This is a genomic window from Opitutaceae bacterium TAV5, from assembly GCA_000242935.3.
Taxonomy (GTDB): Bacteria; Verrucomicrobiota; Verrucomicrobiia; order Opitutales; family Opitutaceae; genus Geminisphaera.
The window spans coordinates 683737-710206 of record CP007053.1 but is presented as its reverse complement, the minus strand read 5'-3'; the positions used below and the strand labels follow the sequence as shown (position 1 = coordinate 710206).

Annotated in this window: 24 protein-coding genes and 1 tRNA gene; 4 read left to right on the top strand and 21 right to left on the bottom strand. The window is 66.6% G+C overall.

The window, feature by feature from the left end:
• Position 1: 1 nt before the first annotated feature.
• The 6 genes from OPIT5_03550 to OPIT5_03525 form a co-directional block, all read right to left on the bottom strand.
• Positions 2-1453 (bottom strand): UDP-N-acetylmuramoylalanyl-D-glutamate--2,6-diaminopimelate ligase, encoded by a 1452-nt coding sequence (locus OPIT5_03550; GenBank protein AHF89482.1) that lies wholly within the window; start codon positions 1451-1453, stop codon positions 2-4.
• A gap of 41 nt (positions 1454-1494) precedes the next feature.
• Entirely contained in the window at positions 1495-2979 is a 1485-nt protein-coding gene (locus OPIT5_03545; GenBank protein ID AHF89481.1) for a UDP-N-acetylmuramyl peptide synthase, read from the bottom strand.
• Between the two features lie 161 nt (positions 2980-3140).
• The gene (locus OPIT5_03540) at positions 3141-5063 is read right to left on the bottom strand and encodes a peptidoglycan glycosyltransferase (protein ID AHF89480.1); all 1923 of its coding nucleotides are present in this window, start codon (positions 5061-5063) and stop codon (positions 3141-3143) included.
• Positions 5060-5527: a hypothetical protein gene (locus OPIT5_03535; GenBank protein ID AHF89479.1), complete on the bottom strand. Its 468-nt coding sequence runs from the start codon at positions 5525-5527 to the stop codon at positions 5060-5062. The genes OPIT5_03540 and OPIT5_03535 overlap by 4 nt, the downstream gene beginning before the upstream one ends.
• Positions 5528-5559: 32 nt before the next feature.
• Positions 5560-6537 carry a 16S rRNA methyltransferase gene (locus OPIT5_03530; protein AHF89478.1) on the bottom strand — a complete coding sequence of 326 codons (978 nt, stop codon included), beginning with the start codon at positions 6535-6537 and terminating at the stop codon, positions 5560-5562.
• Between the two features lie 28 nt (positions 6538-6565).
• The gene (locus OPIT5_03525) at positions 6566-7066 is read right to left on the bottom strand and encodes a mraZ (protein AHF89477.1); all 501 of its coding nucleotides are present in this window, start codon (positions 7064-7066) and stop codon (positions 6566-6568) included.
• A 168-nt stretch (positions 7067-7234) separates the two neighbouring features.
• Between OPIT5_03525 and OPIT5_03520 the strand changes: the two genes are divergently transcribed.
• Positions 7235-7311 (top strand) — tRNA-Val (locus OPIT5_03520).
• Between the two features lie 458 nt (positions 7312-7769).
• On the opposite strand, the gene OPIT5_03515 is transcribed toward OPIT5_03520, so the two are convergent.
• From OPIT5_03515 to OPIT5_03475, 9 genes are all read right to left on the bottom strand, one after another.
• Positions 7770-8189, bottom strand: a complete 420-nt coding sequence (locus tag OPIT5_03515) for a nucleotide-binding protein (GenBank protein AHF89476.1) — start codon at positions 8187-8189, stop codon at positions 7770-7772.
• Positions 8186-8515, bottom strand: a complete 330-nt coding sequence (locus OPIT5_03510; protein AHF94008.1) for a hypothetical protein — start codon at positions 8513-8515, stop codon at positions 8186-8188. Before OPIT5_03510 ends, OPIT5_03515 begins: the two co-directional genes overlap by 4 nt.
• A gap of 97 nt (positions 8516-8612) precedes the next feature.
• Positions 8613-9068 (bottom strand): hypothetical protein, encoded by a 456-nt coding sequence (locus OPIT5_03505; GenBank protein AHF89475.1) that lies wholly within the window; start codon positions 9066-9068, stop codon positions 8613-8615.
• Positions 9069-9107: 39 nt separating this feature from the next.
• Positions 9108-9572 (bottom strand): hypothetical protein, encoded by a 465-nt coding sequence (locus tag OPIT5_03500; GenBank protein ID AHF89474.1) that lies wholly within the window; start codon positions 9570-9572, stop codon positions 9108-9110.
• A gap of 41 nt (positions 9573-9613) precedes the next feature.
• Complete coding sequence (locus OPIT5_03495) at positions 9614-12790, bottom strand: cation transporter (protein AHF89473.1); 3177 nt, start codon at positions 12788-12790, stop codon at positions 9614-9616.
• Between the two features lie 60 nt (positions 12791-12850).
• On the bottom strand, positions 12851-13672 hold the full coding sequence (locus OPIT5_03490) for a hypothetical protein (GenBank protein ID AHF89472.1): 822 nt from the start codon (positions 13670-13672) through the stop codon (positions 12851-12853).
• Positions 13669-14979 (bottom strand): transporter, encoded by a 1311-nt coding sequence (locus tag OPIT5_03485; protein AHF89471.1) that lies wholly within the window; start codon positions 14977-14979, stop codon positions 13669-13671. The genes OPIT5_03490 and OPIT5_03485 overlap by 4 nt, the downstream gene beginning before the upstream one ends.
• Before the next feature lie 116 nt (positions 14980-15095).
• Complete coding sequence (locus OPIT5_03480; protein ID AHF89470.1) at positions 15096-15515, bottom strand: hypothetical protein; 420 nt, start codon at positions 15513-15515, stop codon at positions 15096-15098.
• A 304-nt stretch (positions 15516-15819) separates the two neighbouring features.
• Positions 15820-18399, bottom strand: coding sequence for a DNA mismatch repair protein MutS (locus OPIT5_03475; GenBank protein ID AHF89469.1), 2580 nt, complete (start codon positions 18397-18399; stop codon positions 15820-15822).
• 144 nt (positions 18400-18543) lie between these two features.
• Between OPIT5_03475 and OPIT5_03470 the strand changes: the two genes are divergently transcribed.
• Positions 18544-19407, top strand: a complete 864-nt coding sequence (locus OPIT5_03470; protein ID AHF89468.1) for an alpha/beta hydrolase — start codon at positions 18544-18546, stop codon at positions 19405-19407.
• Here the strand turns inward: OPIT5_03470 and OPIT5_03465 are convergent.
• The 3 genes from OPIT5_03465 to OPIT5_03455 are packed head-to-tail and all read right to left on the bottom strand — an operon-like array spanning position 19344 to position 23329.
• Positions 19344-20312, bottom strand: a complete 969-nt coding sequence (locus OPIT5_03465; protein ID AHF89467.1) for a DNA-binding protein — start codon at positions 20310-20312, stop codon at positions 19344-19346. The two genes, OPIT5_03470 and OPIT5_03465, sit on opposite strands and share 64 nt — an antisense overlap.
• On the bottom strand, positions 20309-21961 hold the full coding sequence (locus OPIT5_03460; GenBank protein ID AHF89466.1) for a GTP cyclohydrolase: 1653 nt from the start codon (positions 21959-21961) through the stop codon (positions 20309-20311). Before OPIT5_03460 ends, OPIT5_03465 begins: the two co-directional genes overlap by 4 nt.
• A 30-nt stretch (positions 21962-21991) precedes the next feature.
• Entirely contained in the window at positions 21992-23329 is a 1338-nt protein-coding gene (locus tag OPIT5_03455; protein ID AHF89465.1) for an adenine permease, read from the bottom strand.
• 129 nt (positions 23330-23458) lie between these two features.
• On the opposite strand from OPIT5_03455, the gene OPIT5_03450 reads away from it, so the two are divergent.
• The gene (locus OPIT5_03450; protein ID AHF89464.1) at positions 23459-24316 is read left to right on the top strand and encodes an amidohydrolase; all 858 of its coding nucleotides are present in this window, start codon (positions 23459-23461) and stop codon (positions 24314-24316) included.
• Between the two features lie 134 nt (positions 24317-24450).
• On the opposite strand, the gene OPIT5_03445 is transcribed toward OPIT5_03450, so the two are convergent.
• The 3 genes from OPIT5_03445 to OPIT5_03435 form a co-directional block, all read right to left on the bottom strand.
• Complete coding sequence (locus OPIT5_03445) at positions 24451-24810, bottom strand: hypothetical protein (GenBank protein AHF89463.1); 360 nt, start codon at positions 24808-24810, stop codon at positions 24451-24453.
• A 140-nt stretch (positions 24811-24950) separates the two neighbouring features.
• A complete protein-coding gene (locus tag OPIT5_03440) occupies positions 24951-25202 on the bottom strand; it encodes a 50S ribosomal protein L27 (GenBank protein AHF89462.1) in 252 nt (83 codons plus the stop codon).
• A 72-nt stretch (positions 25203-25274) separates the two neighbouring features.
• A complete protein-coding gene (locus OPIT5_03435; protein AHF89461.1) occupies positions 25275-25589 on the bottom strand; it encodes a 50S ribosomal protein L21 in 315 nt (104 codons plus the stop codon).
• A 186-nt stretch (positions 25590-25775) separates the two neighbouring features.
• Between OPIT5_03435 and OPIT5_03430 the strand changes: the two genes are divergently transcribed.
• Positions 25776-26441: a hypothetical protein gene (locus OPIT5_03430; GenBank protein AHF89460.1), complete on the top strand. Its 666-nt coding sequence runs from the start codon at positions 25776-25778 to the stop codon at positions 26439-26441.
• Positions 26442-26470: the final 29 nt, after the last annotated feature.

Below are 26470 nucleotides of genomic sequence, written 5' to 3'. Positions count from 1 at the left end.
ATCAGTGCGTTCTGGACGAGTTGGGAGTGCGGGCAGGGAAAACGAGGCGCTCGAGCGCGTGGCGGCGGCTGCCCTTGACGAAGACCGGGCCGGAATGCGTGGCGAGGAGGGCGGCGGTGGCGGGCGCGGACCGGGCGGCGTCGGAATCGGGATGGGCGTGGATGTGGGAAGCGGAAGGGGGGGAGGAGGATTTTTCCGGAGACGCTGCGCGGGTCACGGTTTCGGCGTGGGGACCGATGGCGACGAGATGATCTTGCGGGCGAAGGTGGGTGGCCAGGGCGCGGCCGAGCGCTTCGTGATGGCGGGCGGACCCGGGGCCGAGTTCCTCCATGCCGCCGACAAGGTAGAGGCGCGGGGCATCGGCCGGAGCCGCGGTGGCGGCGAAGGTGGCGAGGGCGTCGAGCATCGAGGCCGGATTGGCGTTGTAGCAGTCGAGGTAGACGGGCCGGCTGGCGGCAGGGTTGGCGGGAACGGGCAGTTGTTGCCACTCGCCGCGCAGGGGAACGGGTTGCCAGCGGGTGAGCCGGGAACGGATATCCGCCGGAGAGATGCCGAGGTGGAGCGCGGCCCGGATGGCGAGGGCGGCGTTCCGGGCCATGCCGTCGGTGACGCGGGGGAGTTCGTAGACGCTGGCGTCGATGCTGATGGCGGTGGTGGCCGGGGTATGGAAGGTGGCGTGCGCGAAAGGAGCGGGCGGGACGCCCTCGGAACACGGGCTGGAAGCCCGTGCCACTTCATGGGCAGGATGCCCATGCCACGTCGCGGGCGGGACGCCCGGGCCGCGCAGGGCGAGGCCGCCGGGGCGGAGCGTGTTGAAAAGGACGGATTTTTCGCGGGCGATGGTCTCGAGGTCGCGGAGGGCTTCGAGGTGCGCGGGAGCGACGAGCGTGATGATGGCGACGTCGGGCTCGATCATCGCGGCGAGCGCGGCCATCTCGCCGGGAGCGCTGATGCCGGCTTCGACCACGGCAAAGCGGTGGCGCGCGGGATCGAGCCGCGTGAGCGTGAGCGGCACGCCCAGGTGATTGTTGAGGTTGCCTTCGGTGGAAAGGACGTCGCCCGGATCGGCGGAAAGAAGGAGGGTCAGCAGGTTTTTGGTGGACGTCTTGCCGGCGCTGCCGGTGATGCCGACCACGGGACGGCGGAAAGCGCGGCGGTGTTCGCGCGCGATCGTCTGGAAGGCAGCGAGCGGGTCGGAGACGACAAGCTGGGGGAACCCGGCGAGGGCGGGATCGCCGGAGGGCGACGCCACGAGAGCGGCGGGCGCGCCGGCGGCACGGGCGGCGGCGAGGTAATCATGGCCATCGCGCTGCGGGGTGCGCAGGGCGACGAAGATCTCGCCGGGGCGGAGCGTGCGCGTGTCGGTGCTGAAACCGGCCAGAAGGGTGCCATCCGCAGGAAGAAGGGTCCAGCGGGCGGAGGTCCAGGTGGCGAGTTGCGTGGCGGTGAACACGGGCGGCGGGTGTGGACCGGACGGAGAGCGGTCCGGCGTTTTCAGGTCTGGGCGAAGCGTTTGATCGCGATGAGTTCGCGGACGACCTGGCGGTCGTCGAAGGGAGTGACGGTGTCGGCAAATTCCTGATACGTCTCGTGGCCTTTGCCGGCGATGAGGAGGCAGTCGCCGGGCTTGGCCATGTCGAGCGCGAGGCTGATGGCGCGGCGGCGATCCTCGATCCAGGTGAGTTTGCGCGGATCGGTGACGCCGGCTTTCATGTCGGCGAAGATCTGCTGGAGTGGCTCGTTGCGGGGGTTGTCGGCGGTGGCGAAGGCAAAATCGGCGTGCTCCTGCACGGCGCTCGTCATGAGCGGGCGTTTGGTGCGGTCGCGGTTGCCGCCGCAGCCGAAGACGACGAGGAGCCGGCCGGGCGTGATGGCGCGGAGCATGCCGAGGGCGTTGCGGAGGGCGTCGTCGGTGTGCGCGTAGTCGACGAGGACGTTCCACGGCTGGCCGGATTCGATGCGCTCCATGCGGCCGGGGACGCCGGGGAAGCAGGCGAGGCGAGGGAGGAATTTCTGCGGGTCGCGGCCGAGCCCGTAAACGCTGGCGGCGGCGGCGAGCACGTTGCTGACATTGTAGCGGCCGATGAGCGGCGAGCGCACGACGGCGGAGCCCTCGGGCCAGTGGATGCGGAAGGTGGATTCGCGGAAGCCGAGGTTGACCTCGGTGGCGCGGACCTGCGCGTCGGGGTGCTCGCCGTATGTGACCACCTTCACATGGGCGGGAATGCGGGCGAGGAGGGCGCGGCCGTGTTCGTCGTCGAGGTTGATGACGGCGACGCGCGGGGCCTTGCCGGGCCCGGCGGTGAAGAGACGGGTCTTGACCTCGAAATAGTCCTCGAGGGTCTTGTGGTAATCGAGGTGGTCGCGTGTCAGGTTGGTGAATACGGCGGCGGCGAGCGAAAGGTCGAGGACGCGGTTTTGCGCGATGCCGTGCGAGCTGACTTCCATGACGGCCTCGCGGCAGCCGGCGTCGCGGATCTGGGCGAGCATGCCGTAGATATCGAGCGCCTCGGGCGTGGTCTTGAAGGAGGGGACGGTGCGGGCGCCGAGGTCGTAGTTGACGGTGCTGAGCAGGCCGACGCGGCGGTGCTCCTCCATGAAGTGCTTCGTGAGGTAGGCGACGGTGGTCTTGCCGTTGGTGCCGGTGATGCCGACGACCTCGAGATCGGTGTCGGGCGCCTTGTAGTAGCGGCGGGCGACGCGGGCGAGGGTGGCGCGCGGGTCGGCGACCTGCACGAAGGTGACCTTGGCGGGAGTCACCGAGGGGATCTGCGTGCCGACGATGGCGACGGCGCCGCGCGCGACGGCTTCGTTGACAAAGGCCGCGCCGTCGGTGCGGAGGCCGGGCAGGGCGAAAAAGACGTTGCCGGGGACAACGCGGCGGCTGTCCATGACGAGCCCCGAGATGGGCCGGTGGAGATCGCCGCGGACGGCGAGGACTTCACCTGCGGGAAAGAGATCGGCGAGTTGTGGTGCCATTTGGAATACGCGTTGGGAAACTTTGTCGGACGGGCGGCGGCGGGGGGGACGGGCGGCGCGGCGCGCCGGGCGGCCGATGCGGGCGGAGACAGGCGCGGCGACGTCGGCCAGACCGTTGGCGAAGGCGTGGATGAGGGAGTGGTTTTGCGTGAGATAGCCGATCATCGGTAGCTGTTTTCCTGGCGGGCGAGCAGCCCGCCGGCGGCGGTGCTGCGGACGGGTTTGATGTCGAGATACTGGATCAGTTGTTCCCCGATCCGTTTGAAGCTGGGGATGGCGACGACGGCGCCGTAGCCGGGGCGCCCGTTGGCGGGGTGGCCGTCGTCGACGATCACGGAGATGACGACGCGGGGGCGGCTGGCGGGGAAGAAGCCGACGAAGGAGCCGACGTGGTTGCGCGTGGAGTAGCGGCCGTTGATGAGCTTCTGCGCGGTGCCGGTCTTGCCGGCGACCTCGAAGTCGGGGATGACGGCGGCCCTGGCGGTGCCTTCGTCGGAGGCGACGCGCTGGAGCAGGTCGCGCATGATGGCGGCGGTGCGCGGGGTGATGACGGTGCGGCGGACTTTCGGGGCGAAGGTGTAGTTGGCGATTTCGTTGCCCCGCTTCGTGTCGACGCTGAAATCCTGCACCTCGCGAATGATGCCGGGGACCATCAGGTTGCCGCCGTTGGCGATGGCGGCCATGGCGTAGTGGATCTGGAGCGGGGTGGCGGCGATGGAGTAGCCGGCGGGGATGCGGGTCATGTCGATGTCGCTCCAGCGGGCGGGCGGGGCGAAGATGCCGCCTTCCTCATAGCCGAGGGGAAAGCCGCTTTTTTCGCCGAAACCGAAGGCGCGGGCGTAGTCGTAGAATTTCTGGTCGCCGACGGTCATGCCGAGGAGCGCGGCGCCGCGGTTGCTGGAGTGGGCGATGATTTCGGTGACGGAGAGGGGCTGCGGGAAAGGGTGGTCGTCGCGCATGAGGCGGCGGGGTTTGCCACGATAGAGGACGGTGTCGGCGGCGCAGTTGAAGCGGGTGTCGGGCGAGACGAGGCCCTCGTTGAGCGCGGCGGAGGCGGCGACGATCTTGAAGGTGGAACCGGGCTCGACGAGGTCGGTGGCGGCGACGTTGCGCTGCACCTCAAGCGGAGCGCGGGCGTAGTCGTTGAGATCGAAGGTGGGGTAGTTGGCGAGCGCGAGGAGGTAGCCGGTGCCGGGTTCGCTGACGATGATGGTGGCTTTTTCGGGGCGGAAGGTGGCGACGAGGTTTTCCATCTCCTGCTCGACCATGTGCTGGATGACGGTGTCGATGGTGAGGACGACGTTGTAGCCGTCGCAGGGGGGCACTTCGCGGGTGCGGAACTGGGCGAGTTCGCGGCGGAGCCCGTCTTTTTCGGATTCGCGCCAGCCGTCCTGGCCGCGCAGGTAAAAATCGGCCCAGGCCTCGACGCCGCCGGAGGGAATGCCTTCCCGGTTGATGTAGCCGATGAGGTGGGCGGCGAGCGAGCGCTGCGGGTAGGCGCGGATGTAGGTGCGGTTGCCATACACGCCGCGGATGCCGAGCTTGAGGATTTCGGTGTAGGCGGATTCCTCGACGGTGTCGCTGAGTTTGGCCCAGCGGATGAGGCGGGCGCCGGTGTCGGGAGCGATGTCGTCGCTGTCGGTTTCCTCGGCGGTGGGCTCGGGGATGCGGCGGGCGGTGGCGGCGGATGTCACGGACGCGGCGCTGCCGGGAGCGGGGCGCGTCCTGGTGTCCATGATACGGTTGATTTCGGAGAGAGGCAGGCCGAGGAGCCGGGCGAGTTCGGCGCGGGCGGGGCGATCCTCCTCGCGCACCATCTGGGGATCGACGCCGAGGTGGATCAGGGTGCGGGAGGTGGCGAGGACGTTGCCACGGACATCGAGCGAGGAGCGGGCGAGGATGTCGCCGCGGCGGGCGGGCTGCGTCTCGATCTTGCGGCGGGCCCGGTCGAGCTGGGACGCGTAGTGCTCGCGGTTGAAAACGTGGAGATCGGCTAGGCGCCAGCCAATGCCGGTGAACGCGGCGACGACTACGCCGGCCACGAGAGCGATGCGGTAGTTGCTGGCGAAACCGCGGGAGGTCATTGACGGCGCGCGGGCGTGGTGCCGCCTCCGGTGCGGGTGGTGTCGATGTAGAAACTCGCGGTGTCGGCGGGTGCGAACCGCAGGGATGCGGCGCCGGCGGCGGGGACGACGCGGTCGCCTTTGAAGAGCTCGCCGTTGCGCCGGGTGGCGAGGCGCTCCTCGACGGGCTCGGTGACGTGATGGACGTTTTCACGGCGCGGGAGGGCGAGGCCCAGACGCATGTCGCGGTTGCGGCGCTCGAGGGTGTCGGGCGACTGCTCGGCGGCGACGAAGGTGTTGGTTTCCGCGAGGCGGCGTTCGACGCGGGCGAGTTTCTGTTCGAGTTCGAGCGTGGCGCGGGCTGTGAGGGAAATCTGGTGACGCAGCCACACGGCGCCGAGACCGGCGCTGCCGCCCAGCACGAACACCACCAGCATCCCCACGAGGAGCTGGTTGATGAATGCGTTTTTGCCGGAGAGGTGCATGGTGGAAATGCGGATTGCGGAGGATGGAGCGGTCAGAGTTTGCGGATGGCGCGGAGCTTGGCGGAACGGGCGCGGGGATTGGCGGCGAGTTCGGCGTCGTCGGGGGTTACGGGTTTGCGGGTGAGCGGCTCGGCGGCCTTCTCGCGAAGATCGGCCGGGCGGTGGTCTTCCTGGCTTTCGGGCTGGCCGCAGAGCCGGCGGAAGGCCTGCTTGACGGGACGGTCCTCGAGCGAGTGGAAGCTGATGACGGCGAGGACGCCGCCGGAGCGGAGCAGCCCGAAGGCGGCGGGCAGGGCGCGTTCGAGGGCGCCGAGTTCGTCGTTGACGGCGATGCGGATGCCCTGGAAGGAGCGGGTGGCCGGATGGATTTTCGAGGCAAAACGGTCGCGCGCCGGGATGGCGGCGGCAATGAGCCCGGCGAGCGAGGCGGTGCGGGCGAGGGCGCCGGTGCCGCGGGCTTCCTTGATGGCGCGGACGACGCGGGAGGCATGGCGCTCTTCTCCGTAGTCGCGGATGGCGCGGAAGAGCATCTCGTCGGTGGCCGTCTCGAGCCAGAGCGAGGCGGGGACGCCGGAGCGGGGATCCATGCGCATGTCGGCGGGGGCGTCGTTGCGGAAGGAAAAACCGCGCGCGGTGTCGTCGAGCTGGAAAGAGGAGACGCCGAGGTCGAAGAGGATGCCGTCGAAGCCCTTGCCCTCGCGGATGGCGACGAGAGCGGGGTGTTCGCGGGCGAGTTCGCCGAGGCGGCCGAAATCGCGGTCGATGAGCTCGAAACGGCCGGAGCCGAATTCCTCGCGCAGCGCGGCGGCGCGGGGGAGCGCGGCGGGATCGCGATCGAGCGCGACGATACGGGTGCGCGGGGCGGCGTCGAGGAGCGCGCGGGTATGGCCGCCGCCGCCGAAGGTGCAGTCCAGGTAACGCCCGTCCGCATACGGAGCGAGGAGCTCGAGCACGGGCTGCAGGAGGACGGGAATGTGGGCGGGCTCGGACATGGTTTCGGTGGCGGTCATCGGGGGGCGCTCGGGAAGGGGAGGCGGATCAGATGCCGATGCGGCGCATGAGGTCGCCCATGTTTTCCCCGGCAGTGCGCTGCTCGACCCTGGTCCAGCGCTCGGGGCTGTAGATGTTGAACTTGGTCAGCGAGCCGACGAGGACACCGTCCTTGGCGATGCCGGCGTGGGCGCGGAGTTCGTCGGTGAGGGCGATGCGGCCCTGCTTGTCGAACGTGAAGGCGTGGGTGGCGGCGAAGAAGCGCGCGGCGACGTCCTGCGCATCGCGGTCGGTCAGCGCCATGGCGGCGATCTTGGCGTGGAGCTTCTCGACTTCGGCGGGCGGGAGAACGGCGATGTAGCCGTCGGGATGCGGGGTGGCGAGGAAGGTGTCTCCATCCGCGTGGGCAGACCGCCACGCCGACGGAATCGTGATGCGATTCTTGTCGTCCAGCGTGTGCCTGTGAAGGCCGGTGTAGAACGGTTTGCCCAAGGTTGCCATGTGGAGTGGTGGCACGAATGCCTCCCAATATGCCCCATTTCGCCCCATTTTCACCCCCAGGGTCAAGAAAACTCCCTCTGTAAACGGGTTGTTTCGGGCAAAAGTTATTCACAATGTTGCCCACAATTTTACCGCGGAGGGTGAAAACGGTGTTGATTCGGGCAAGGGGGCTCGCCACGTTCGGCGCTCTTTCCCGGTCAAGGACCGGCAAACGACGGACGCCTAGCTCAGTTGGTTAGAGCACATCCTTCACACGGATGGGGTCACAGGTTCGAGTCCTGTGGCGTCCACCAGTTCAGCCTCCGGAAAACCGGAGGTTTTTTGTTGGTTTTCAATCACTTGAAAACTCTGTATCAACTCTTGAATTACGATCTGCCAAGGCCTGCACACTCCGCTTTCCCCTCGGGAAGCCGATGCGGCAGGTGAGCTCTGGAGTGTGTTGGAATTTGGTTCATTCATATTCCCGAACCAAGGCAACTTCCCCGCCTCCCGGCCCAATTCCACCGCCTGGCGATCCATGTAAGCACGCGCCGTCAGATCAGGCGTCGAATGCCCCAATATTTCCTGCGTACTGCGCAGACTGATGCCCGCCACCGCGCCGAGAGTCGCAAACGTCGTCCTGAACGCATGCCAATCGATCACCCCTTGCGCCGTTCGCTTGGCAGCGAATCACCCCGACCGGCAAACCCCTCATCATCCATCCCCGACTCCGTAAAGCGCAGTATCCTCGCCTGGGCGAGAGCACCCGGTTTCAGAGTCCACCGTCCCGCAGCCTTTCCAGTGCCTCACCTGGGCTCAGGATCGTTATCCCCAACGCCTTCGCCGGAGCGAAATCACGAGGATTGTGTGTCACGATAACCTTGCCCTCCGTAGCCAATGCTGCCGCTACAAATGGCAGGTCGTCAGCATCCGGCCAATCAGCATCCGGCACCGGTTCAGGCGAAACCTCGCCGCCAGATGAACGCAGCTTCAGCAAGACTGCCACACGCTCCCGGAGATCGATCCCGAACTCCTCACGCGCCATCACTTCCGCATACTCAGCCGATGTCTCACGACTCCATGCCAGATGCAGGCGTCCAGCAAAGAATGCATCCACAAGCACCGCAGAAGCTCCCCGTGATTTCAGCAGGCCCGAAATCAAAACACTGGTATCCAGAACTACCGGTTTCACTTTGTCTGACGACGCTCCCGCCTCGCCCTTTTTACGACCGCCGCAATATCATCATCACTCATGCGAGCCACCTTGGCCGCTTTCGCACGCGCACGAATCGAATCCAGCGCAATCAGGGCCATGCCATCGATAGCCATCTTTTCCAGCTCCCGGCCAAGGCCGGACACCGGCGACGTGACCGCAACCTCCTCTGCCGCAGTCACAAAATATCGATTCAGGCTCAGCCCCCGGGCTTTCGCCGCACGGGAAAGCCGTCGCTTGCTTTCCGGAGTCAGACGAATAGTTGTCGTGATGGTCGCAGGCATTGTGCTACACATGTAGCACATACGGAGACCTGTCAAGGAGCGCGAAGATCCGGTGTTCCGGAACTTCGCGGTCTTTGCGATCCTTGTGTAGAAATCCGGATGTTCCGGAACGTTGGCGTCAGTGTTGATGGCCGCCGGTTTCCTCGCACAGGCAGGCGTACTCGGCGCGTTTGCATTCGCCGCACACCTCGTCGTGAAACAGTACGCGGTGGTTTTTCGGTCTGGCTTCGGCGGTATCGCGAATCTGCACCACCACGGTGTAGCCGTCGCCTTCCGGCAGCGGTTGCCGGGAAACGAAGCCGGACGCGGTTTTGCCGAAATCGAGTTTCACCTTGCCCGCGCCGGCTTCGGCGATGGCGTTGACGACCTGCGTGCCGGGAGCGACCGGCTTGAAGTCCTTGTCGTAAAACGTGATCGCCACGGTGCGGTCTTTTTCGACGAAAAATTCCACCCAGGGCGCTTCCGTGGTCAGGATGCGGCCGCCTTTGGGGCCGGGAACCGGCCTGGCGGCAAACGCCGCCGCCGTGACGAGAAGCACCGACGAAGCGAGGAGAAGGTTGCGGATGGTTTTCATGGGCTGCGGGTGCAGTGACGGGGTTTTGCTTCCGGACCTTCAGGCATGGGGACCGAAACGGGCTTCCACCTGGATCCGGGCCGTGCCGGCGGGGAGTTCCGGCAGCGTCAGGGTGTAGTCGCCGGTCCGCTTGACTTTGGCCCGGGTGACCGGACGCAGTTCGCGCGGCGCGTACGCCACGGTCTGCCGGAGGAGCGGCGCGCCGGAGGCATCGAGAAACACCACCTCGAGATGAGTGCCGGTGGTGCGTTGCGTGGTGGGCTGCTTCGTCACGGTGCCGCTCAGGACGACGCCGTTTTCCGAGCAGGCAAGCGTGGGTTGCGCGATGTTCAGGACCCGCGAGGAGACGGGCGTCAGCAGGATGGCATCGGGCGTGCCGCCGCAGGCGGGCGGGTTGGCGACGCCGGCGGCATAGGCGGAGGATCCGGCGCCGGCGGCAAGGAAGGCGACGAGTGCGAGGAGGCTGCTTTTTGTGGTGGTCATGATGGTTTTGATGATGGGCATGTTCGATATGTCCGGGTGGTTGGTTGTTGGTGTTGTCCGGATCAGGAAGCAGGCGTGGTTGCGGCCGGTTTGCCTGAGCCGGAATCGGGTTTCCATGTCCGCTGCTCGCACCAGTCATAAAGCGCGGGCAGAAGAACGAGAGTGAGCAGAGTCGCGCTGATGATACCGCCAATCACGACAGTTGCCAGCGGCCGCTGGACTTCGGCGCCGGAGCCGCGGGCGAGCGCCATCGGCACGAAGCCGAGCGAGGCGACCAGCGCGGTCATCAGCACGGGACGCAGCCGCGTGAGCGCGCCCTCGATCACGGCTTCGCGGACGGTGCGGCCTTCCTCGCGAAGCTGGTTGATGAACGTGATCATCATCACGCCGTTGAGCACGGCCACGCCGGAGAGGGCAATGAAACCCACCGCCGCCGAGATCGAGAACGGCATGTCGCGCGCCCAGAGCGCAAGGATGCCTCCGGTGACGGCGAGCGGGATACCGGAGTAAACCACGAGCGCCTGGCGGAGGCTCCCGAACGCCATGAAGATGAGCAGGAAAATCAGCGCCAGAGCGGCCGGCACCACGATCGTCAGGCGCTTGCGCGCTTCCTGGAGATTTTTGAAGGCGCCGCCGTATTCGACAAAATAGCCGTCGGGCATCTCGATCCCTGCGGCGATCTTCTCGCGCGTCTCGTCGACAAAACCCTGCACGTCGCGTCCGCGCAGGTTGACCTGGATGGCCATGCGGCGCTGGAAGGCCTCGCGCGTGATGGTGTTGACGCTTTCCGTGACGCTCACGTCCGCGACCTGCCGCAGCGCGACCGTGCCGCCGTCGGCAGTGCGGACGGGCAGGTCGCCGACGGCGGCGAAATCCTGGCGCGCGGCTTCGGCGAGTCGCGTGATGATCGGATAGCGCCGGTTGCCGTCCACGATGACGCCCGATTCGTGGCCGGCGAAAGCCGTCTCGACGACGCGGTTCACGGCGTCGGCCTGCACGTTGTAGCGGGCCATCGCGGCGCGGTTGAGCACGATCTGGAGGACAGGGGCCTTGCCGGCCGCGTCGAATTCCACGTCGGCGGCGCCGGGGATTCTTTCGACAATCTCGCGGATTTCGCCGGCGACTCTTTCCAGCGTGTCGTAGTCGTCGCCAAATACCTTGATGGCGATGTCGGCGCGGCTGCCGGAAAGCAGTTCGTTGAAACGGAGCTGGATGGGTTGCGAGAACAGGTAGCTCTGCCCGGGGAACCGCGTGGCGAGTTCCTCCGACATCAGGTGGGTGAGCTCCTCCTTGGTGACGGTGCGGCCGTCGACCTTGCGCCATTCGGAGGGCGGTTTCATGAGGATGTAGCTGTCGCCGACGTTGACGCCCATCGGATCGGTCGCGACTTCGGACGTGCCGACGCGCGAGAACGTGTGGGTCACTTCGGGAAATTTTTCCAGCATCACCCGCTCGGCGGCTTTCTGCATCTCCATGGAGGGCGTGAGGCCGATGCTCGTGGTGCGGATCATCTGGGCGGCGAGCGAACCTTCGTCGAGTTGCGGGATGAATTCCGCGCCGAGCCGCCCGAACACCCAGAGCGAAAACGCAAACACTCCCGTCGCCAGCACCAGCAGCAGCCAGCGCATCCGCAGGCTGAAGTGCAGCACCGGCGTGTAGACGCGCTTGGCCAGGCGGATGACGACATTGTCCTCCTCGCTGACCTTGCCGGTCATGAGAAACGAGCAGAGAACGGGCACCACCGTGAGCGCCAGGACGAGTGCGCCGATCAGGGCGAACACCACCGTGAACGCCATGGGCGTGAACATTTTTCCCTCCACGCCGGTGAGCGTGAACATGGGCAGGTAAACGATGGTGATGATCGCCACGCCGAAGACCGTGGGCGTGCCGACCTGCTTGCAGGCGGCGAGGATCGTGTGCAGACGCTCGCGTTTCGTGAGCAGGCGCCCGAGGTGCTTTTGCCGGTGCGCGAGCATGCGCACGATGTTCTCGGCCATCACGACCGCGCCGTCGACGATCAGCCCGAAATCCACGGCGCCCAGGCTCATGAGGTTGCCCGAGACTCCGTAGCGCGCCATGCCCGTCATCGCGAAGAGCATGGAGAGCGGGATCGCCGTGGCCACGATGAGCGCGGCGCGCCAGTTGCCGAGCAGCGCGATCAGCACGGCGATGACGAGGATCGCTCCTTCGAAAAGGTTTTTCTCCACGGTGGCGATGGTGGCGTTCACGAGATCGGTGCGGTTGTAAACCGTCCGGATCTCCATGCCGGAGGGGAGCTTTGTATTTAGTTCAGTGATACGATCGTGAATGCGTCCGGAGACGGTGCGGCTGTTTTGCCCGATGAGCATGAGCACGGAGCCGAGCACGGCCTCCTCGCCGTCGTGCGTGGCCGAACCGGTGCGCACGCCGGAGCCGATGCCGATCTCGGCCACGTCGCGGACGAGCAGGGCGGCGGCGCGACCGGAAAACTTGAGCGGCAGGGCGGCGATTTCCTCCGTCGTCTGCACGCGACCGATGGAGCGGACGGTGACGGCCTCGGCGCCTTTTTCGACGACGGAGCCGCCGGCGTTGGCGACGTTTTCCGAGATGACGTCGGCAATGTCGTCCACCGTGAGCCCCGCGCTGGCGAGCCGGGCGGGGTCGGGCATGATCACGATCTGTTTGTCGTAACCGCCCGATGTATTCACTTCGGTGACACCGGGCACCACGCGGAGCGCCGGTTTCACGAGATAGTCTTGCACGAGCTTGAGCTGGCGCAGGCGTTCGACGGGATCGGCGGGGGCGTCCGCGAAGTCCTCCTTGTAGTGGAGCGTGTAGTGGTAGATTTCACCGAGCCCGGTCGTGATCGGCGCGAGCTTCGGGGTGACGCCGGGCGGCAGCTCGTCGAGGACGGCCTGCAGGCGTTCTCCGGCGAGCTGCCGCGCGCGGTAGATGTCAGTGCCTTCCTCGAAGATCAGCGACACCTGGGAGAGGCCGAATTTGGAGATCGAGCGGATCTCGGAGAGTTTTTCGATGCCGCCCATTTCGACCTCCACGGGATACGTGACGAGCTTCTCGATCTCTTCGGGGGCGAGGGAGGGCACCGCGGTGTTGATCTGCACCTGCACGTTGGTGATGTCGGGAACGGCGTCGATGGGCAGCGTCCAGGCCGACCATGCGCCGATAAAAACGAGCGCGGCAGCGCCGATGAGCACGAAAGCGCGCTGGCGGAGAGCGAACTCGAGGATTCTGTCGATCATGGGAAAAGGAAAAAAACGGGAATGGATGAAGAGAGGCGGGAGAGGCGCGCGCGGGGCGGATCAGTGGCTGTGGCCTCCGCCCCGGGTGAGGCGAAGCTCCGTCAGCCATAATTGATCGACGGGCGAGGCGACCACCTGATCGCCGGAGTAAAGGCCGTCGGTGATCTCGACGAGATCGGACGAACGCGCCCCTGTCCTGACCGGAGTGCGCAGCCAGGCGTCGCCGTTGACGACGTAAACGAAGGCGCCGGTGGCTCCGTCGAGCACGGCCGCCGACGGCACCGTGAGCACCGTGGCCGGTCTGCCGGTCAGGGACAGGTTGACAAAATCGCCGACGACCGCGGCCCCGTTTTTTCCCGGGATGGTGGCGGTAGCGACGGCGGCGGCGGGCGGGGGCGTGTCGAATTCGAAAATCAGTTCCGCAAAACCCGTGACTGCCTGCGCGGAGCGGTCCACGCGCACGAGTCGGCCGACGGGCAAAGACGCCTGCTCGAACTCCGTCACCTCCGCGGACGGGACACGGGCGCTCGCGCGCACGGCGGGAGCGGTCATGTAAACCTGCGCCGTCAGTCGCAACTCCGCGGCGAGCGGGCGCTCCTCGGCCTCGGCCACGCGCACATCCAGCGCCTTGATGACTTCCGGCGGAAGCCGCAGGCCGCGACCTTCCTTGAATGTCACCGCAGCCCCGGTTGCCGCTGCCGCCTCGTGGCCGCCGGGCCCGGCCTCTCCGTCAGCGTGTTCGCCGTGTTTGTCATGTTTGTGCCCGGTCGCGTCATGCCCCGCGCCGCATCCGCCGAGCAAGGCCAGTGCGACACCGAGAATCCCGGACACCACGGGCAGGCGGAGGGTTTTCCCCTTCGGCAGGCGGATGCAGGGCGTCATGGCGCAACCTCCACGGGATTGAATTCGAGCCCGGTCAGTTCCTGAAGACGCAACCCGGCCTCCATGGCCTCGCGCTGCGTGTCGAGGAGCGCCTCGACCGCGTCCAGATAACTGTTCTGGAGCTCGACGTAGGTGGCGACGGGCACCGCGCCGAGGCGATAGTGGCGGTCGGCCAGTTCGGCGGCTTCCCGGAATTTTTCCACCGAGTCCGGCGACCAGCGGCGCGTCTCCGCGAGCTTGGTGGCGAAGGCCTGTGCGGTTGTCAGCACCTCGCGCTCGAGATCGCGTCCGGCGACGAGCATGAGGGCCTCGGCCTGGCGTCGCCGGGACTCGGCGGCGGCCGCCGCGTTGCGCCCGCGTCCCGTGACCGGGATCGGCATGGAAAGCCCCAGGCCGACGATCGTCTCCCGGTCGCCGGCCTTGTCCTGCGAGATGAAAGGGCTGACGCTGAAGGCCGGATAACGTTCGTTGCGGGCGAGCCGTACGAGGTAGCCCTGTTGCTCCACCTCCAGGCGGCGCATCCGGAAGTCGAAATTGTTTTCGTGCGCGGCGGCCAGCAACGTGCCGGGCGGGGGCGCGTCGTTCAGCTTCAGACGCGGAGCGGCGATCCGGAGCGGCGTGTCGGCAGCGACGCCGCGCAACTGGTTCAGCTCGATCAACGCGGCCTGCGCCGCCAGCGCAGCCTCCGTGGCGCGGCGCTGGAGCGCCAGTTCGCTCGCCTCGATGACACGCGTTTCGAGCAGCGGAGTGATGCCGGCGGGGTCGCGGGCGAGAAACGTGTCCTTCAGAGTCTCGAACCGGTCCGCGACCTCGCGCACGGCCGCCGCCCTGGCATCGGCCGCATGCAGCCCTTGGGCCAGCGTGCGGGCGCGGGCGCCGAGCGCATGCCGGAAACGGGCGAAACCGAGCTCCGCCATCGCCACATCGCGATTGGCAATGGATTTTCTGAGGGCCAGACGCCCGGGCCATTCAAAGGTCTGGGTGATCGAGAGCGACCATGAGGCGCCCACGTCCTGCAATTTGCCGCGCTCGTCGTGGACGGTCTTGCGGCCGCCTTCGATCGAAAGCTCGGGATCGTTCCACAAGGCCGCCGTGCGGCGGCCGATTTTTGCGGCTTCGATTTCGGATTCGTAAAATTTGAGTTCGGGGTCGCTGGCAATGATCTCCGCCACCACGGCCGCCAGCGGCACGGCCGGAGGCGGAGGAGGTTCGACCGGACTTTCGGCGCGGAGGCAAACCGCCAGCGTGACGATCCCGCCGAGCGAGCTGATGATATGGGTGAAAAGGCGATAACGCAGTGATTTCATAAAAACGGAGAGCAGGTGCAGTGAAAATCCGGATACAGCACGACCCGGACAGACGCGGCGCGACAGGCGTTCACGCCGGCAAACACAAAAAACCCGTCAGCCCGCGCAGGGGCTGATCAGGCAAAAATCACTGACGGCGCGCGCGGCGACGGGGCTGCGCGCTGCACAAACTGCCAGACGGGCACCCATGCCCGGGGCCTGTCCGTTCCCCCGACAGGCGGGGCGGCCAGCTCGCTCGTCTCAAGCCGGGCGAGCAACAGGGCCAGCCGGCCGGCGGCATCATCGACGAAAAAAACCGGCCGCGGCAGCGCCGCGAGATTGCCGGCGGGTCTCGGGTTGTCGTTTTCGACGATGTCGCAGTTGTCCCTCTCCGCCGGAGATCCGGCCTGGCTGCAGCATCCGGTATCCTCACCGGCAGAAAACGCGATGATTCCCGCCGCTTCGAGATCACAGTGCCCGACCGCCGGCAGCCAGAGGCCCAGCAGAAAAAGCGCGGTGAGTTTGAAGAGGGCGGTCACGAAGGGGCTGATGAACACGATATCCGTGAGGTGTCAAGTCGCGCAGCCGTTTCAGGCCGGCCATGGGGTGTGGCTCAAGGGAGTATCCGGAAATTACACAGAGGACACCGAGGAGGCACAGAGGGAGGGGAGGGCCTTCCGGCTGAATGAGATGTGTTTCCGCGAAGGGCCGGTTTTGTCATTCATGTATCCAAAAAGAAATCATCCTCGCTGGTGGAAAAGAGAACAGGGTCGTTATGGCCTCCCCAGACTCTGTGTCTCCTCTGTGATCCCTGTGTAATTTCCAACTCCGGATTCCCCCTCATGGCTCGGAACCGGATGCTCAGAAGAGCGCGAGCTGCGGGGAATCGGCGTCGTCCTGGACGGTGATTTTTTTGCGCGGGCGGGCCTTGGGCTGGGCAGCGGGCAGCTCGACCTGGGTTTGCGTGTCGTCGCCTTCGAGACGGGCGAGGATGGTCTTGGCGCGGTCGATGACGGGCGCGGGGAGGCCGGCGAGACGGGCGACCTGGATGCCGTAACTGCGGTCGGCCGCGCCGGGGACGACGCGGCGGACGAAGACGATCTCGTCGTTCCACTCTTTCACGGCGACCGAGTAGTTGCGGAGGCGTGACAGGTGTTTCTCGAGCTGGGTGAGCTCCTGGTAGTGGGTGGCGAAAAGAGTGCGCGGGCCGCGCTCGGGGTCGCGGTGCAGGTGCTCGACCACGGCCCAGGCGATGCTGAGGCCGTCGTAGGTCGAGGTGCCGCGGCCGATCTCGTCGAGAATGATGAGGGAGCGGTCGGTGGCGTTGTTGAGGATGTTGGCCGTCTCGTTCATCTCGACCATGAAGGTGGAGTTGCCGCGGGCGAGGTCGTCGCTCGCGCCGACGCGGGAGAAGATGCGGTCGACGAGGCCGATGCGGCAGCGTTTCGCCGGCACCCAGCAGCCGATCTGCGCGAGCAGGGTGATGAGGGCGACTTGCCGGATGTAGGTCGATTTGCCGGCCATGTTGGGGCCGGTGATGAGAGCGAGCTGGGCGTCGGAGGAGGAGAGCTGCGTGTCGTTGGGGACAAAGCTCTGCGCGCCACGCGCGGCGGAGGCGGCGGGGTTTTTCAGCATCTGTTCGACGACGGGGTGGCGGCCTTCGGCGATGTCGAGGACGTCGCTGTCGTCGATTTCGGGGCAGACGTAGTCCTGGTCGCGGGCGAGGGCGGCCCAGCCGGCGAGGACGTCGAGTTCGGCGAGGGCTTCGGCGGCGCGGGCGAGGGCGATGGATTCGTCGAGGATGGCGGTGACGAGGTCGGCGAAGAGTTCGCGTTCGCGGGCGAGGGCGTTTTCGTCGGCGTGGAAGATCTCCTTTTCCTTGGCGCGGAGTTCCTCGGTGACGTAGCGCTCGCCGTTCACGGTGGTCTGGCGGCGGATGTAGTTGTCGGGGACGAGGTGGAGGTTGGCTTTGGTGATCTCGATGTAGTAGCCGAAGTTGTTGGTAAATTTGACCTTCAGGCTCTTGATGCCGGTGCGTTCCTGCTCGGCGCGTTCGAGGTCGGAGAGCCAGGTGCGGTTGTCGGTGGTGAGGGAGCGGAGGCGGTCGAGTTCGGGGTCGTGGCCGGAGCGGATGCAACCGCCGTCGGCGATGTCGGCGGGCAACTCGTCGGCGAGGGCGCGGGCGAGGAGTTCGCGGAGGGAGGGGATGTCGGAGATGCGCGGGGCGTAGTCGGTGACGAGCGGGGAATCGGGACCGGTGATGCGGGCGAGGGCGGCGTTGATGGCGGGGAGTTGGGCGAGGGTGTCGCGGACGCCGCCGAGTTCGCGGGGGTTGCGGAGGCGGTTCTGGAGGCGGCCGAGGATGCGGGGGATGTCGCGCACGCCGGCGAGCAGGTCGCGGAGTTCGGCCAGCGGCGCGGGCGCCGCGAGGAGGGCGCCGACGTGGGCGGAGCGGCGGCGGATTTCGTCGGGCGAGAGGGTGGGGGAGGCGAGCCAGCGTTCGAGGAGGCGGGCGCCGGGGGCGGTGGAGGTGCGGTTGATGGCGGCGAGGAGGGAGCCTTCGCGGGTGCCGCGGGTGGACTGGAAAATTTCGAGGTTGCGGAGGGTGGCGGGGTCGATGAGCAGGGTGCCGGAGGAGCGGTATTCCTGGAGCGTGCGGAGGTTTTCCGGTCTGGCGCAGAGGCTGTCGGTCGCGTACTGGACGAGGACGCCGGCAGGGCCGAGGGCGGGGTGATCGTCGGCGAGGCCGAAGCCTTGCAGGTTGAGCACGCCGAGGGCTTCCGTGACGGCGCGGGCGCCGGCGGCAGTCTCGAAGAGGAAGGCGGGGCGTTCGGTGAGGGCGCGGCCGGAGAGGAAGGCGTGGAGGGCGTGGGCGGCAGTATTGTCGTGGGGGGCGTTTTTCCAGCGCTCGGGATCGCCTTCGGGGACGACGACCTCGGCGGGGTCGATGGCGGAGAGGACGGGCAGGAGGTTGGCGGGGGAGGAATCGTGGGCGAGGCGGAACTCGCCGGTGGAGAGGTCGAGCCAGGCGGCGGCGAGGCCGGTCTTGCCGGCGAAGTGGAGGGCGCAGAGGTAGCGGTTGCGGGTGGCGTCGAGCTGGTTGGTCTCGATCGTGGTGCCGGGGGAGAGGATGCGGGTGAGCTGGCGGCGGACGAGCTTGCCGGTGACGGCGGGTTCGGCCTGGTCGCAGATGGCGACCTTGCGGCCCATGGCGAGGAGTTTGGCGAGGTAGTTGTCGGCGGCGTGGTAGGGGACGCCGGCCATGGGGTAGTCGTTGCGCTTGGCGACGGTGAGGCCGAGGAGGCGGGAGGCTTCGAGGGCGTCGTCGTGGAAGAGTTCGTAAAAATCGCCGAGGCGGAAGAACAGGAGCGTGCCGGGCTCGAGGCTGTTTTTGACCTCGAGGTACTGCTGCATCATGGGCGTCAGTTTGGGCTTCGTCATGGGAAGTAAAAGTGGTGCGCCGGGGACGGGCGCGGGGCAAGCGTTTGGTTTTGGGAGGAGGGAAAAACGGAAAGGCAAGTCCGTGGCCGTGCGAGGGGCGGGCCGGGGCTTGCGCGGGGGGCGGATTCTTGCGGGGGTGGGGAGATGGTTTCGCTTTTTTTTCGTGATCTGGGCGGGGCGGGAAAGCCGCCGCTGGTGTTGTTGCACGGGTTGCTGGGATCGTCGCGCAACTGGCAGTCGGCGGGCGGGGAACTGGCGCAGGCGGGCGATGGCGTAGAGGGGTTTCATGTGTTTGCGCCCGATCTGCGGAATCACGGGCGGTCGCCGCATGCGGACGGGATGAGCTATGCCGCGATGGTCGGCGATGTGCTCCGGTGGCTGGATGAGCATGTCGGGCGGACGGAGGACGGAAAGCCGGCGCCGGTGACGTTGCTCGGGCACAGCATGGGGGGAAAGGTGGCGATGGCGCTGGCCTGCCGGCACCCGGAGCGGGTGTCCCGGCTGGTCGTCGTGGACATCGCGCCGAAGGACTATCTGTCGCGGGCGCACCGGGCGGAGTTCGCGGCGATGAACGAGCTGGAGCTGGCCGGGCTGCAATCGCGTGGCGAGGCGGAGATGCGGCTGGAGGCGCGGGTGGCGGACTGGGCGATGCGAAAGTTTCTGGTCACGAACCTGGAACGCGCGGAGGCCGGCAACGGCGCGCGTGACACCGGAGGCGGAGGGAGCGCGGGCTGGCGGTGGGTGGTCAACCTGCCGGTGCTGACGCGGGCGCTGCCGGAGCTGGAAGCCTCGCCGCTGGCGGAAAACGAGCGGTTTGCGGGACCGACGTTGTTCATCACCGGAGGCAGGTCGCACTACGTGCGCCGGCCGGAGGACGAGGCGGTGATCCGGCGGCATTTTCCGACGGCGGAGATCGTGACGCTCGCCGCTTCGGGACACAATCCTCACATGGAGGCGCGGGCGGAGTTCGTGCGCGCGGTGCGGGCGGCGGCGGCCGGAGCGACCTGAGGCAGGCGGCCGGCCTCGCGGCGTTCCCACGCGAAAAGGTATTGCTGGGCGAGGCCGGCGGCGCCGCCGAAATGGACCCGGCCGAAGTGGGCGACCTGTTGCGGAGCCCAGCCGTGGAGACCGTAGTGCCGGGTCATCGCCTTGATGATCCAGGTGTCCACGGGAAAGGCTTCGAGCCGCCCGGCGCCGAAGAGGAGGACGCAATCGGCCACTTTTTCGCCGACGCCGGGGAGCGCCATCAGGCGGGCTTTGGCTTCGGGGTAGGGGAGGGCTTCGGTTTCCTCGAGCCAGCCGGGGCGAGCGGCGAGGTAGCGGGCGGTTTCGGAAATGTAACGGGCGCGGAAACCGAGCTGGCAGGCGCGGAGGCCGGATTCGGGGATGGTTGCGAGGCGAGTCCAGGAGGGAAGGGTGCGGACGGCGTTGCCCCGAAGCGGTTCGCCGTGGCGCCCGGCGAGGAGGGCAAGCATCTGCCTGATCTGGACGATCTGTTTGGTGGCGCTGCAGAGGAAGGCGAGAAGCGTCTCGCCGAAGGGCTGGCGGAGAAGGGTGAGCCCGGGGAAGGCTTCGATGCAGCGGGCGAGGTGCGCGTCGCTGCGCCAGGGCAGGGCATCGACGAGCGCGGGGGTGTCGTGGCCGCAGAGATAGCGGCGTAGTGTGTTTTCGGATGCGGCGGCTTCGCTGGCGTTGGCGGGCGATTGCGGGATGCTCCACAGAAGTTGCCCGGAGGAGTCCAGGCAAAGCCGGAAATGCGAGGAGGACCAGATGCCGGTCCAGGTCGTGCCATCCGCTTCGGCGGAGGCGTGCCAGCGGAAGGCCTGGCCGCCGTCGAGGATTTCGGCGAGCACGGCAGGCGTGAAGCGCGGAGCGGCGGAGAGCGGGCGCCAGCCGGTCCAGGAAGGCGTCATGCGGGCGGGGCGTCTTCGAGGAAGATCCATTTGTCCACGTTGATATGGTGGCGGTTGAGCGCCTCGGCGTATTCGGGTTTTCGCACGAGGCTTTCCGGCGAGTTCATCACCATCTGGATGCGTTCGCCGGGCAAATGGTGGCGCAGGAGAATGATCGAGGCATCGTAGTCGCGGCTGTCGTACGCGACGGCGAGAAGGCGGTAGGCGTCGTCGGAGGAATGGACGACGCCCGTCTCGGTCATCATGCGATCGGTGGCGTGGGCGCCGAAGCCGGCTCCGCGTCCGTCATTGTGGAGGAGCAGCATGACGCCGGAGCCATAACTCACGATGTGCCAGGCCGCCTGCTTGAGCTTGTCGCGGTTGCCGAGCGTGCGCAACGGGAAGCGGTCGAAAATGGAATCGCTGTGCAGGCGGACAACCGGTGCATCGTCGGCCGTGGGCTTGCCATGCGTGAGCACCACCCAGTCCTGGCTGGTGACGATATCGTAGTAGGCGTGCACACGAAACCACCAGGGGGAGGTCAGCAGCGCCGTGAGAGGGTGATCGGGTTCACGCTTCTTGAACGCCGCGAGATTGTCGGCATGGATGCGGACAAAATAGCGGTTGCCCCGGATACGGCGGTATTCGCGAACGAGAGGCTGCGGGCCGCTCATCCAGCGTTCGATCGCGTGCTGGCTGAAGAGCTGGCGAAACTGGTCGGCGGTGAGCAGGATGTCGTCGCCGACCGGCGTCATCGGCAGGAAGTAGCTCGCTGCATGGATAAAGCGGCGGGCGTCGGCCAGCGCATGCGGACGGAAGGGCGTGACCGGCTCGGGCGGGAGCGCGCGGCTGACGCGGCTGGCGACCGGCCGTTTGAGCTGGTGACCGCTCGCGGCCTTGGAGGTGAGGTAGGCGAGATTGAACGGTCCGGGTTCAAATTCCAGCGGTTCGTTGCCGGTGACCGGCAGGCCCTGGGCGCGAAGCGCGGAGAGCTTGTCCGGGTTGTTGGTCAGGACAACGAATGACGCGGTGATGCCGAGGAGGTGGCAGATGTGGGAGATGTTCTCGTAGTTGCGGTGGTCCTTGGCCAGGCCCATCGACGCGTAGGCGTCGAAAGTGGAAATCTGGTCGAGCGACGCCTGCACGAGCATGCGGTCGCGCGCCTTGGCAAAGTAGCCGACGCCGCGGCCTTCCTGCATCAGGTAAAACAGGATGCCGCGCCCTTTCCCGGCGATGACGCGAAAGGCGCCTTCGAGCTGCTGCACGCAGTCGCAATCGCAACCGCGCAGGGTTTCGCTGGTGACGCAGGAGGAATGGATGCGCGTGTGCAGTTCCTTCGCCCCGCAGATGTCGCCATGGGTGAGCGCGAGGACGTAGTGCTTGTCGGCGATGTCCTGGAAGACATAGGCCCGGAAGGGTCCGTAGCGGGTATCGAGCGCGCAGGTGGCGAGGTAGAGCGTAGTGCCGTAAACAGGACGCTCCCCCTTGCCGCTCCCGGCGAGCGCGCGCACGGCGCCGGGGCCGTGCTGGAGCGCATCGATCAGGGCGGAAAACTTCACGGCCTGCCCGCCGCTGCCGGCATCGTGAGGGTTGCCCGGGTTTCCTGCGGGCGGGGAGGTGTCGGCCGGACCGGGTGGCGGAGGGCTGAACTGGACGATACGGGAAGACATGCGGGTGACGCCGCCGGGCGCGTGGCGCGCTCAGCCGCTGAAGGGAAATATGTGGAAGAAGCTCAAAAAGAAAACCCCGGCGATCACATAGCCGAGCAGCGGAAATTCCTTCGGCCGGCCGGTGCCGAGAGCGAGGAGGGCGGAGGCAAGCAGCCCCAGGCCGATGCCTTCGGCAATGCTGAACGTCAGCGGAATGGCGAGGATCGTGAGCACGAGCGGCGCGGCCTTGCGGAACTCGGTCATCGCTATCTCCGACACCGACTGCATCATGAAAATGCCCACGACAACGAGCGCCGGCGCGGTGGCTTGCGGAGGCACCATCAGGATCAGCGGGGTGGCAAACAGGGCCAGCAGAAACAGCGCGGCGGTGGTCAGCGCGGTGAGCCCGGTGCGACCGCCGGCCTCGACGCCCGACGCGGATTCAACATAGCTGACCACCGTCGACGTGCCCGAGATCGCGCTGAGCATGGCGGCGATGGAGTCGGCCATGAGCGCGCGGCCGGCTTTGGGCAAGGTGCCGTCGGGCCGGAGCAGGCCGGTGCGACGGGCCACCCCGATGAGCGTGCCGAGGTTGTCGAACATATCGACGAGGAGCAGCGTGAGGATGATCGGCAGCGCCTTGAAAAAGGCTTCGCTGCTGTAAAGGAATTCGAAGCTCAGCTTCCAGAACACGGGAGCAGGGGAGGCCGGGGCGGCAAACCAGGAGCCGGCTGCTTTCGTGATCGTGCCGCCCTGGCCATCCGGCACGAAGAGACCGGCGACCGTGGTGAGGGCGACGCCGAGGACAATGGCGCCCGGCACGCGGCGGGAGACGAGCAGGAAGGTGACCGCCACACCGCCGAGACAGAGCGCGACCGAGGGCGTGGCGAAGTTGCCGTGCGAGACAAACGTCGCCGGGTGCGCCACGATGACTCCGCCGTTTTTCAGACCGAGAAACGCGATGAAGAGTCCGATGCCGCAGGTGATGGCGATTTTCAGTTCGTAGGGGATGGAGCGAACGATTTTTTCCCGGACGCCGGTGGCGGAGAGCAGGAGGAAGACGGCGCCATTGACAAACACCATGCCGAGCGCCTGCTGCCACGGCACCTGGTAGATGCCGCAAATGGTGAAAGCGAAAAAGGCGTTGATCCCCATGCCGGGCGCGAGGGCGAGGGGGAAATTGGTCATGAGCGCCATCAGCACGGTGCTGACGGCGGCCGTGATGGCGGTGACCGTGATGAGCGCGCCACGGTCCATGCCGGTGCCGGAGAGGATGTCGGGATTGACGGCCAGGACGTAAGCCATGGCCGCGAAAGTCGTGAGGCCGGCGATGATCTCGCGCGGAACAGTCGTGCCGCGCTGCCTGAGCTGGAAGATGCGTTCGAGCATGAGGGAAAGCGGTGACGCTGACAGCCGGAACCGGGGGACGGAAAGGCTGAAAATCATCATCCCCCGATCCACCCTCTTTGCATTTTGCCGCTTTGCGGCCGGGCGGGCGAACCGCATAACCTCGCACGCATGCCGATTGTCGATGCCCATGTTCACCTCTATCCCGATGCGCTTAACCGCGATCCCGCCGGCTGGGCGGCGGAGCGCGGGGAAGCGCACTGGGCCGTGCTGGCCACGCGCCGGCGGCGGGTGAGCGGCGAGGCGGTTCAGGAGTTCCCTTCGCTCCGCGCCCTGTTGCAAGCCATGGATGGCGCCGGGGTGGATCGGGCGGTCTTGCAGGGGTGGTATTGGGAACGTCACGCAACCTGCGCGGAGCAAAACCGTTTTTATGCAAAGTGCGTGCGGCAGCACCCGGACCGGCTGGAGGCATTCGCGACGTTTCACCCGGATGCGGGGGAAGACGAGGTGCGGGCCGAGTTGCGACGCGCCCGCGAGGACGGGTTGACCGGCCTGGGAGAACTGTCGCCGCATTCGCAACACGTGCCGGTGACGCATCCGGCGCTGATGGCGGCGCTCGCCCAGGCGGGAACCTGGGGCTGGCCCGTATGCGTGCATGTGACCGATCCGTTGAGCCGCCCTTACCCGGGGCGGGTGGTGACGCCCCTGGAGGAACTGGTTGCGCTGGCGCGGCGGTTTCCGGAGACGCGCTTCCTCTTGGCACACTGGGCAGGCGGATCCGATGTCCGCGATCTTTGCAATGTATGGGTGGATACGGCGGCGGCGCCTCTCATCTATGGAACCGGCGCGTGGCAGATGACCGGCCGCACCTGCCGGCCGGAGCAGGTGATCTTCGGATCGGATTTTCCGCTGCGTCTTCGCACCGGGCAACCGGCCGCGGAAGGGTGGCGGGCGTTTGTCGCGGAGGCACCGGTTGCGGTCCGCGAGGCGGAGGGGAACTGGAAGGCGCTGCGCGCAACACGGCATTGATGGAGCGGCGGCATTTTTCTGCCAATCCCGCTGCTGGCGACGCAACGCGTCATCGGTCCGGATGGCGAGGCACCGGGCGAGGCGCTGGTGCGCCTCGTCGCAGCGGGATTGGCAGAAAAATGCCGCCGCTCCTTTTACCGCCGCGGTCCGAATTGCCAGAGCAGCAGCGCGCCGATGGCGAGCACGGTAATCCCGAGAACAACCAGCAGCAGGCAACCGCGGCGCACATCGTCGGGCGCGGAGGCCTGGGCGATTTTGTGCTGGGTGATGATTTCCTCGGCCCGCGCCATCGCCTTGGCCGTGCCGGGCGGCTCGGGTTCTCCCAGTGTTTCGTGCGGCTGGTGAGCCGTGCCCGAGGGGGTGTGATGGACGGCAATGACAGGGACATCGGCCGGATCCTTGCCCTCGGCGACGGCGATCTCCCGGTCGAGCCATGCGAGGTGTTCCTCCAGAAGGAATTTTTGCCGGCGGAGATGTTGCAAACGATCAGGCATGATGACGGGAAGGGGATGAACGGTGAACTTCCATGCGACCCGAAGCAAGGGTCCGGGCAAAGCAAAAAAACGCCGGGCAGCGAAGCCCGGCGTCGAAAATGCGGATCGCGCAAGAGGACGCGCGTGTCTCGCGGGATACCTCAGGCTCCCGCTTCGACGATGTTCACCTTGCGGTGCACCTTGTCGAACTGGACGGTGCCGTCCTTGAGCGCGAAGAGCGTCCAGTCGCGGCCGATGCCGACGTGCTTGCCGGCGTGCAGCTTGCTGCCGCGCTGGCGGACGATGATGTTGCCGGCGACGACGGTCTGGCCGCCGAATTTCTTCACGCCGAGACGCTTCGAGTGACTCTCGCGTCCGTTGCTGGTTGAGCCTGCACCTTTTTTATGCGCCATGGCTTGATGTCTCCTTTGTTGTGGTTAAACGGGTTGCTGGATGATGACGGGAGCGTCCGGCAGCGAAGTGCCTCAGGCCGAGATGGACTCGATCTTGATCACGGACAGTTCCTGACGGTGGCCGCGCTTGCGGGTGTAACCCTTGCGCTTCTTTTTCTTGAACACGATGACCTTGTCGCCGCGCTTGTTCTCGAGAATTTTGGCCGTGACCTTGGCGCCGGCGAGGGTGGGCGTGCCGACCTTGAAGGCTTCGCCTTCACCCGCTGACAGCACATCGGTGATCTCGACAGTGGCGCCCGCTTCGGTGTCAGGGAAACGGTTCACGATAAGAATATCGCCTTCGGAAACAGCGAACTGCTGACCTTGGGTTTTGATGGTCGCTTTCATAAAAGTAAAAGGAAGAAGACACGGATTAGTCGTTCGCGATGCAAGGAGATTTTCGGAAAAACCTCGGCGATGCGCGCCGGCCGGCGGCCAGGCGGTCGATGAAACCCGGGAACTTGCAGCCGGACGGCAGCTTTTGCGACTTCTCCCGATGTTTTTGAGTGGAATTTGAGCGGCCCGCCGAACAGGATGGGCGTCATGCGTTTCCTCACACCCCGGTTTTCCGTGCTGTTAATTGCCGCGCTGACGACAGCGCTGGCTGCGCAGGCTCGCATCGGCGAGACCCAGGGCCAGATCGAAGGCCGGATGCTTCGGGAAGGAGTCGGCAAGGCGTTTTCCTCGTGGCCGAAAAACATGACCCCCCGCGACCGCGAGCGGGCGGAGCGAAGCAATCCGCTGCCGGCCCTGCAGCCGTATTTCCCGGAAGGGACGCGCGAGGCCGCTTACTGGAAAACCGCCGTGCGCCAGCGGATCAACGCCGAGGAAGGCTGGCGCGTGCAGGTGTGCTATTTCCGGGGCGTCTCGGTGCTGGAGACTTACCAGCGGGTGGGCGTCGCTCTCAACGACTTCGAAGTCAAGGCCATCCTCAACCTCAACCGCGGCGGCGACCAGCCCTGGGTCAAGGTCGAGAAGGGGGCTGCCGGAGAAAGCAGTTTTGGCGGCTACGGGTACGAACTGGTCCGCGACGGCGCGCCCTGGCTGCGGGCCAAGGTGCAGGACAATATCCTGATCATTTTCAACGTGAAGTTCGACCAGGCCGTTTTCGAGAAGCGGAAGGTGGAAACCGAAAAGGAGCGCGAGGAGCGCCAGCGCACCCAGCAGGAGAAATTGCCCGAGAGCGTGGAGGGTTTGTAACCCTTGCGCAAAGCGCAGGCTTGGATTCG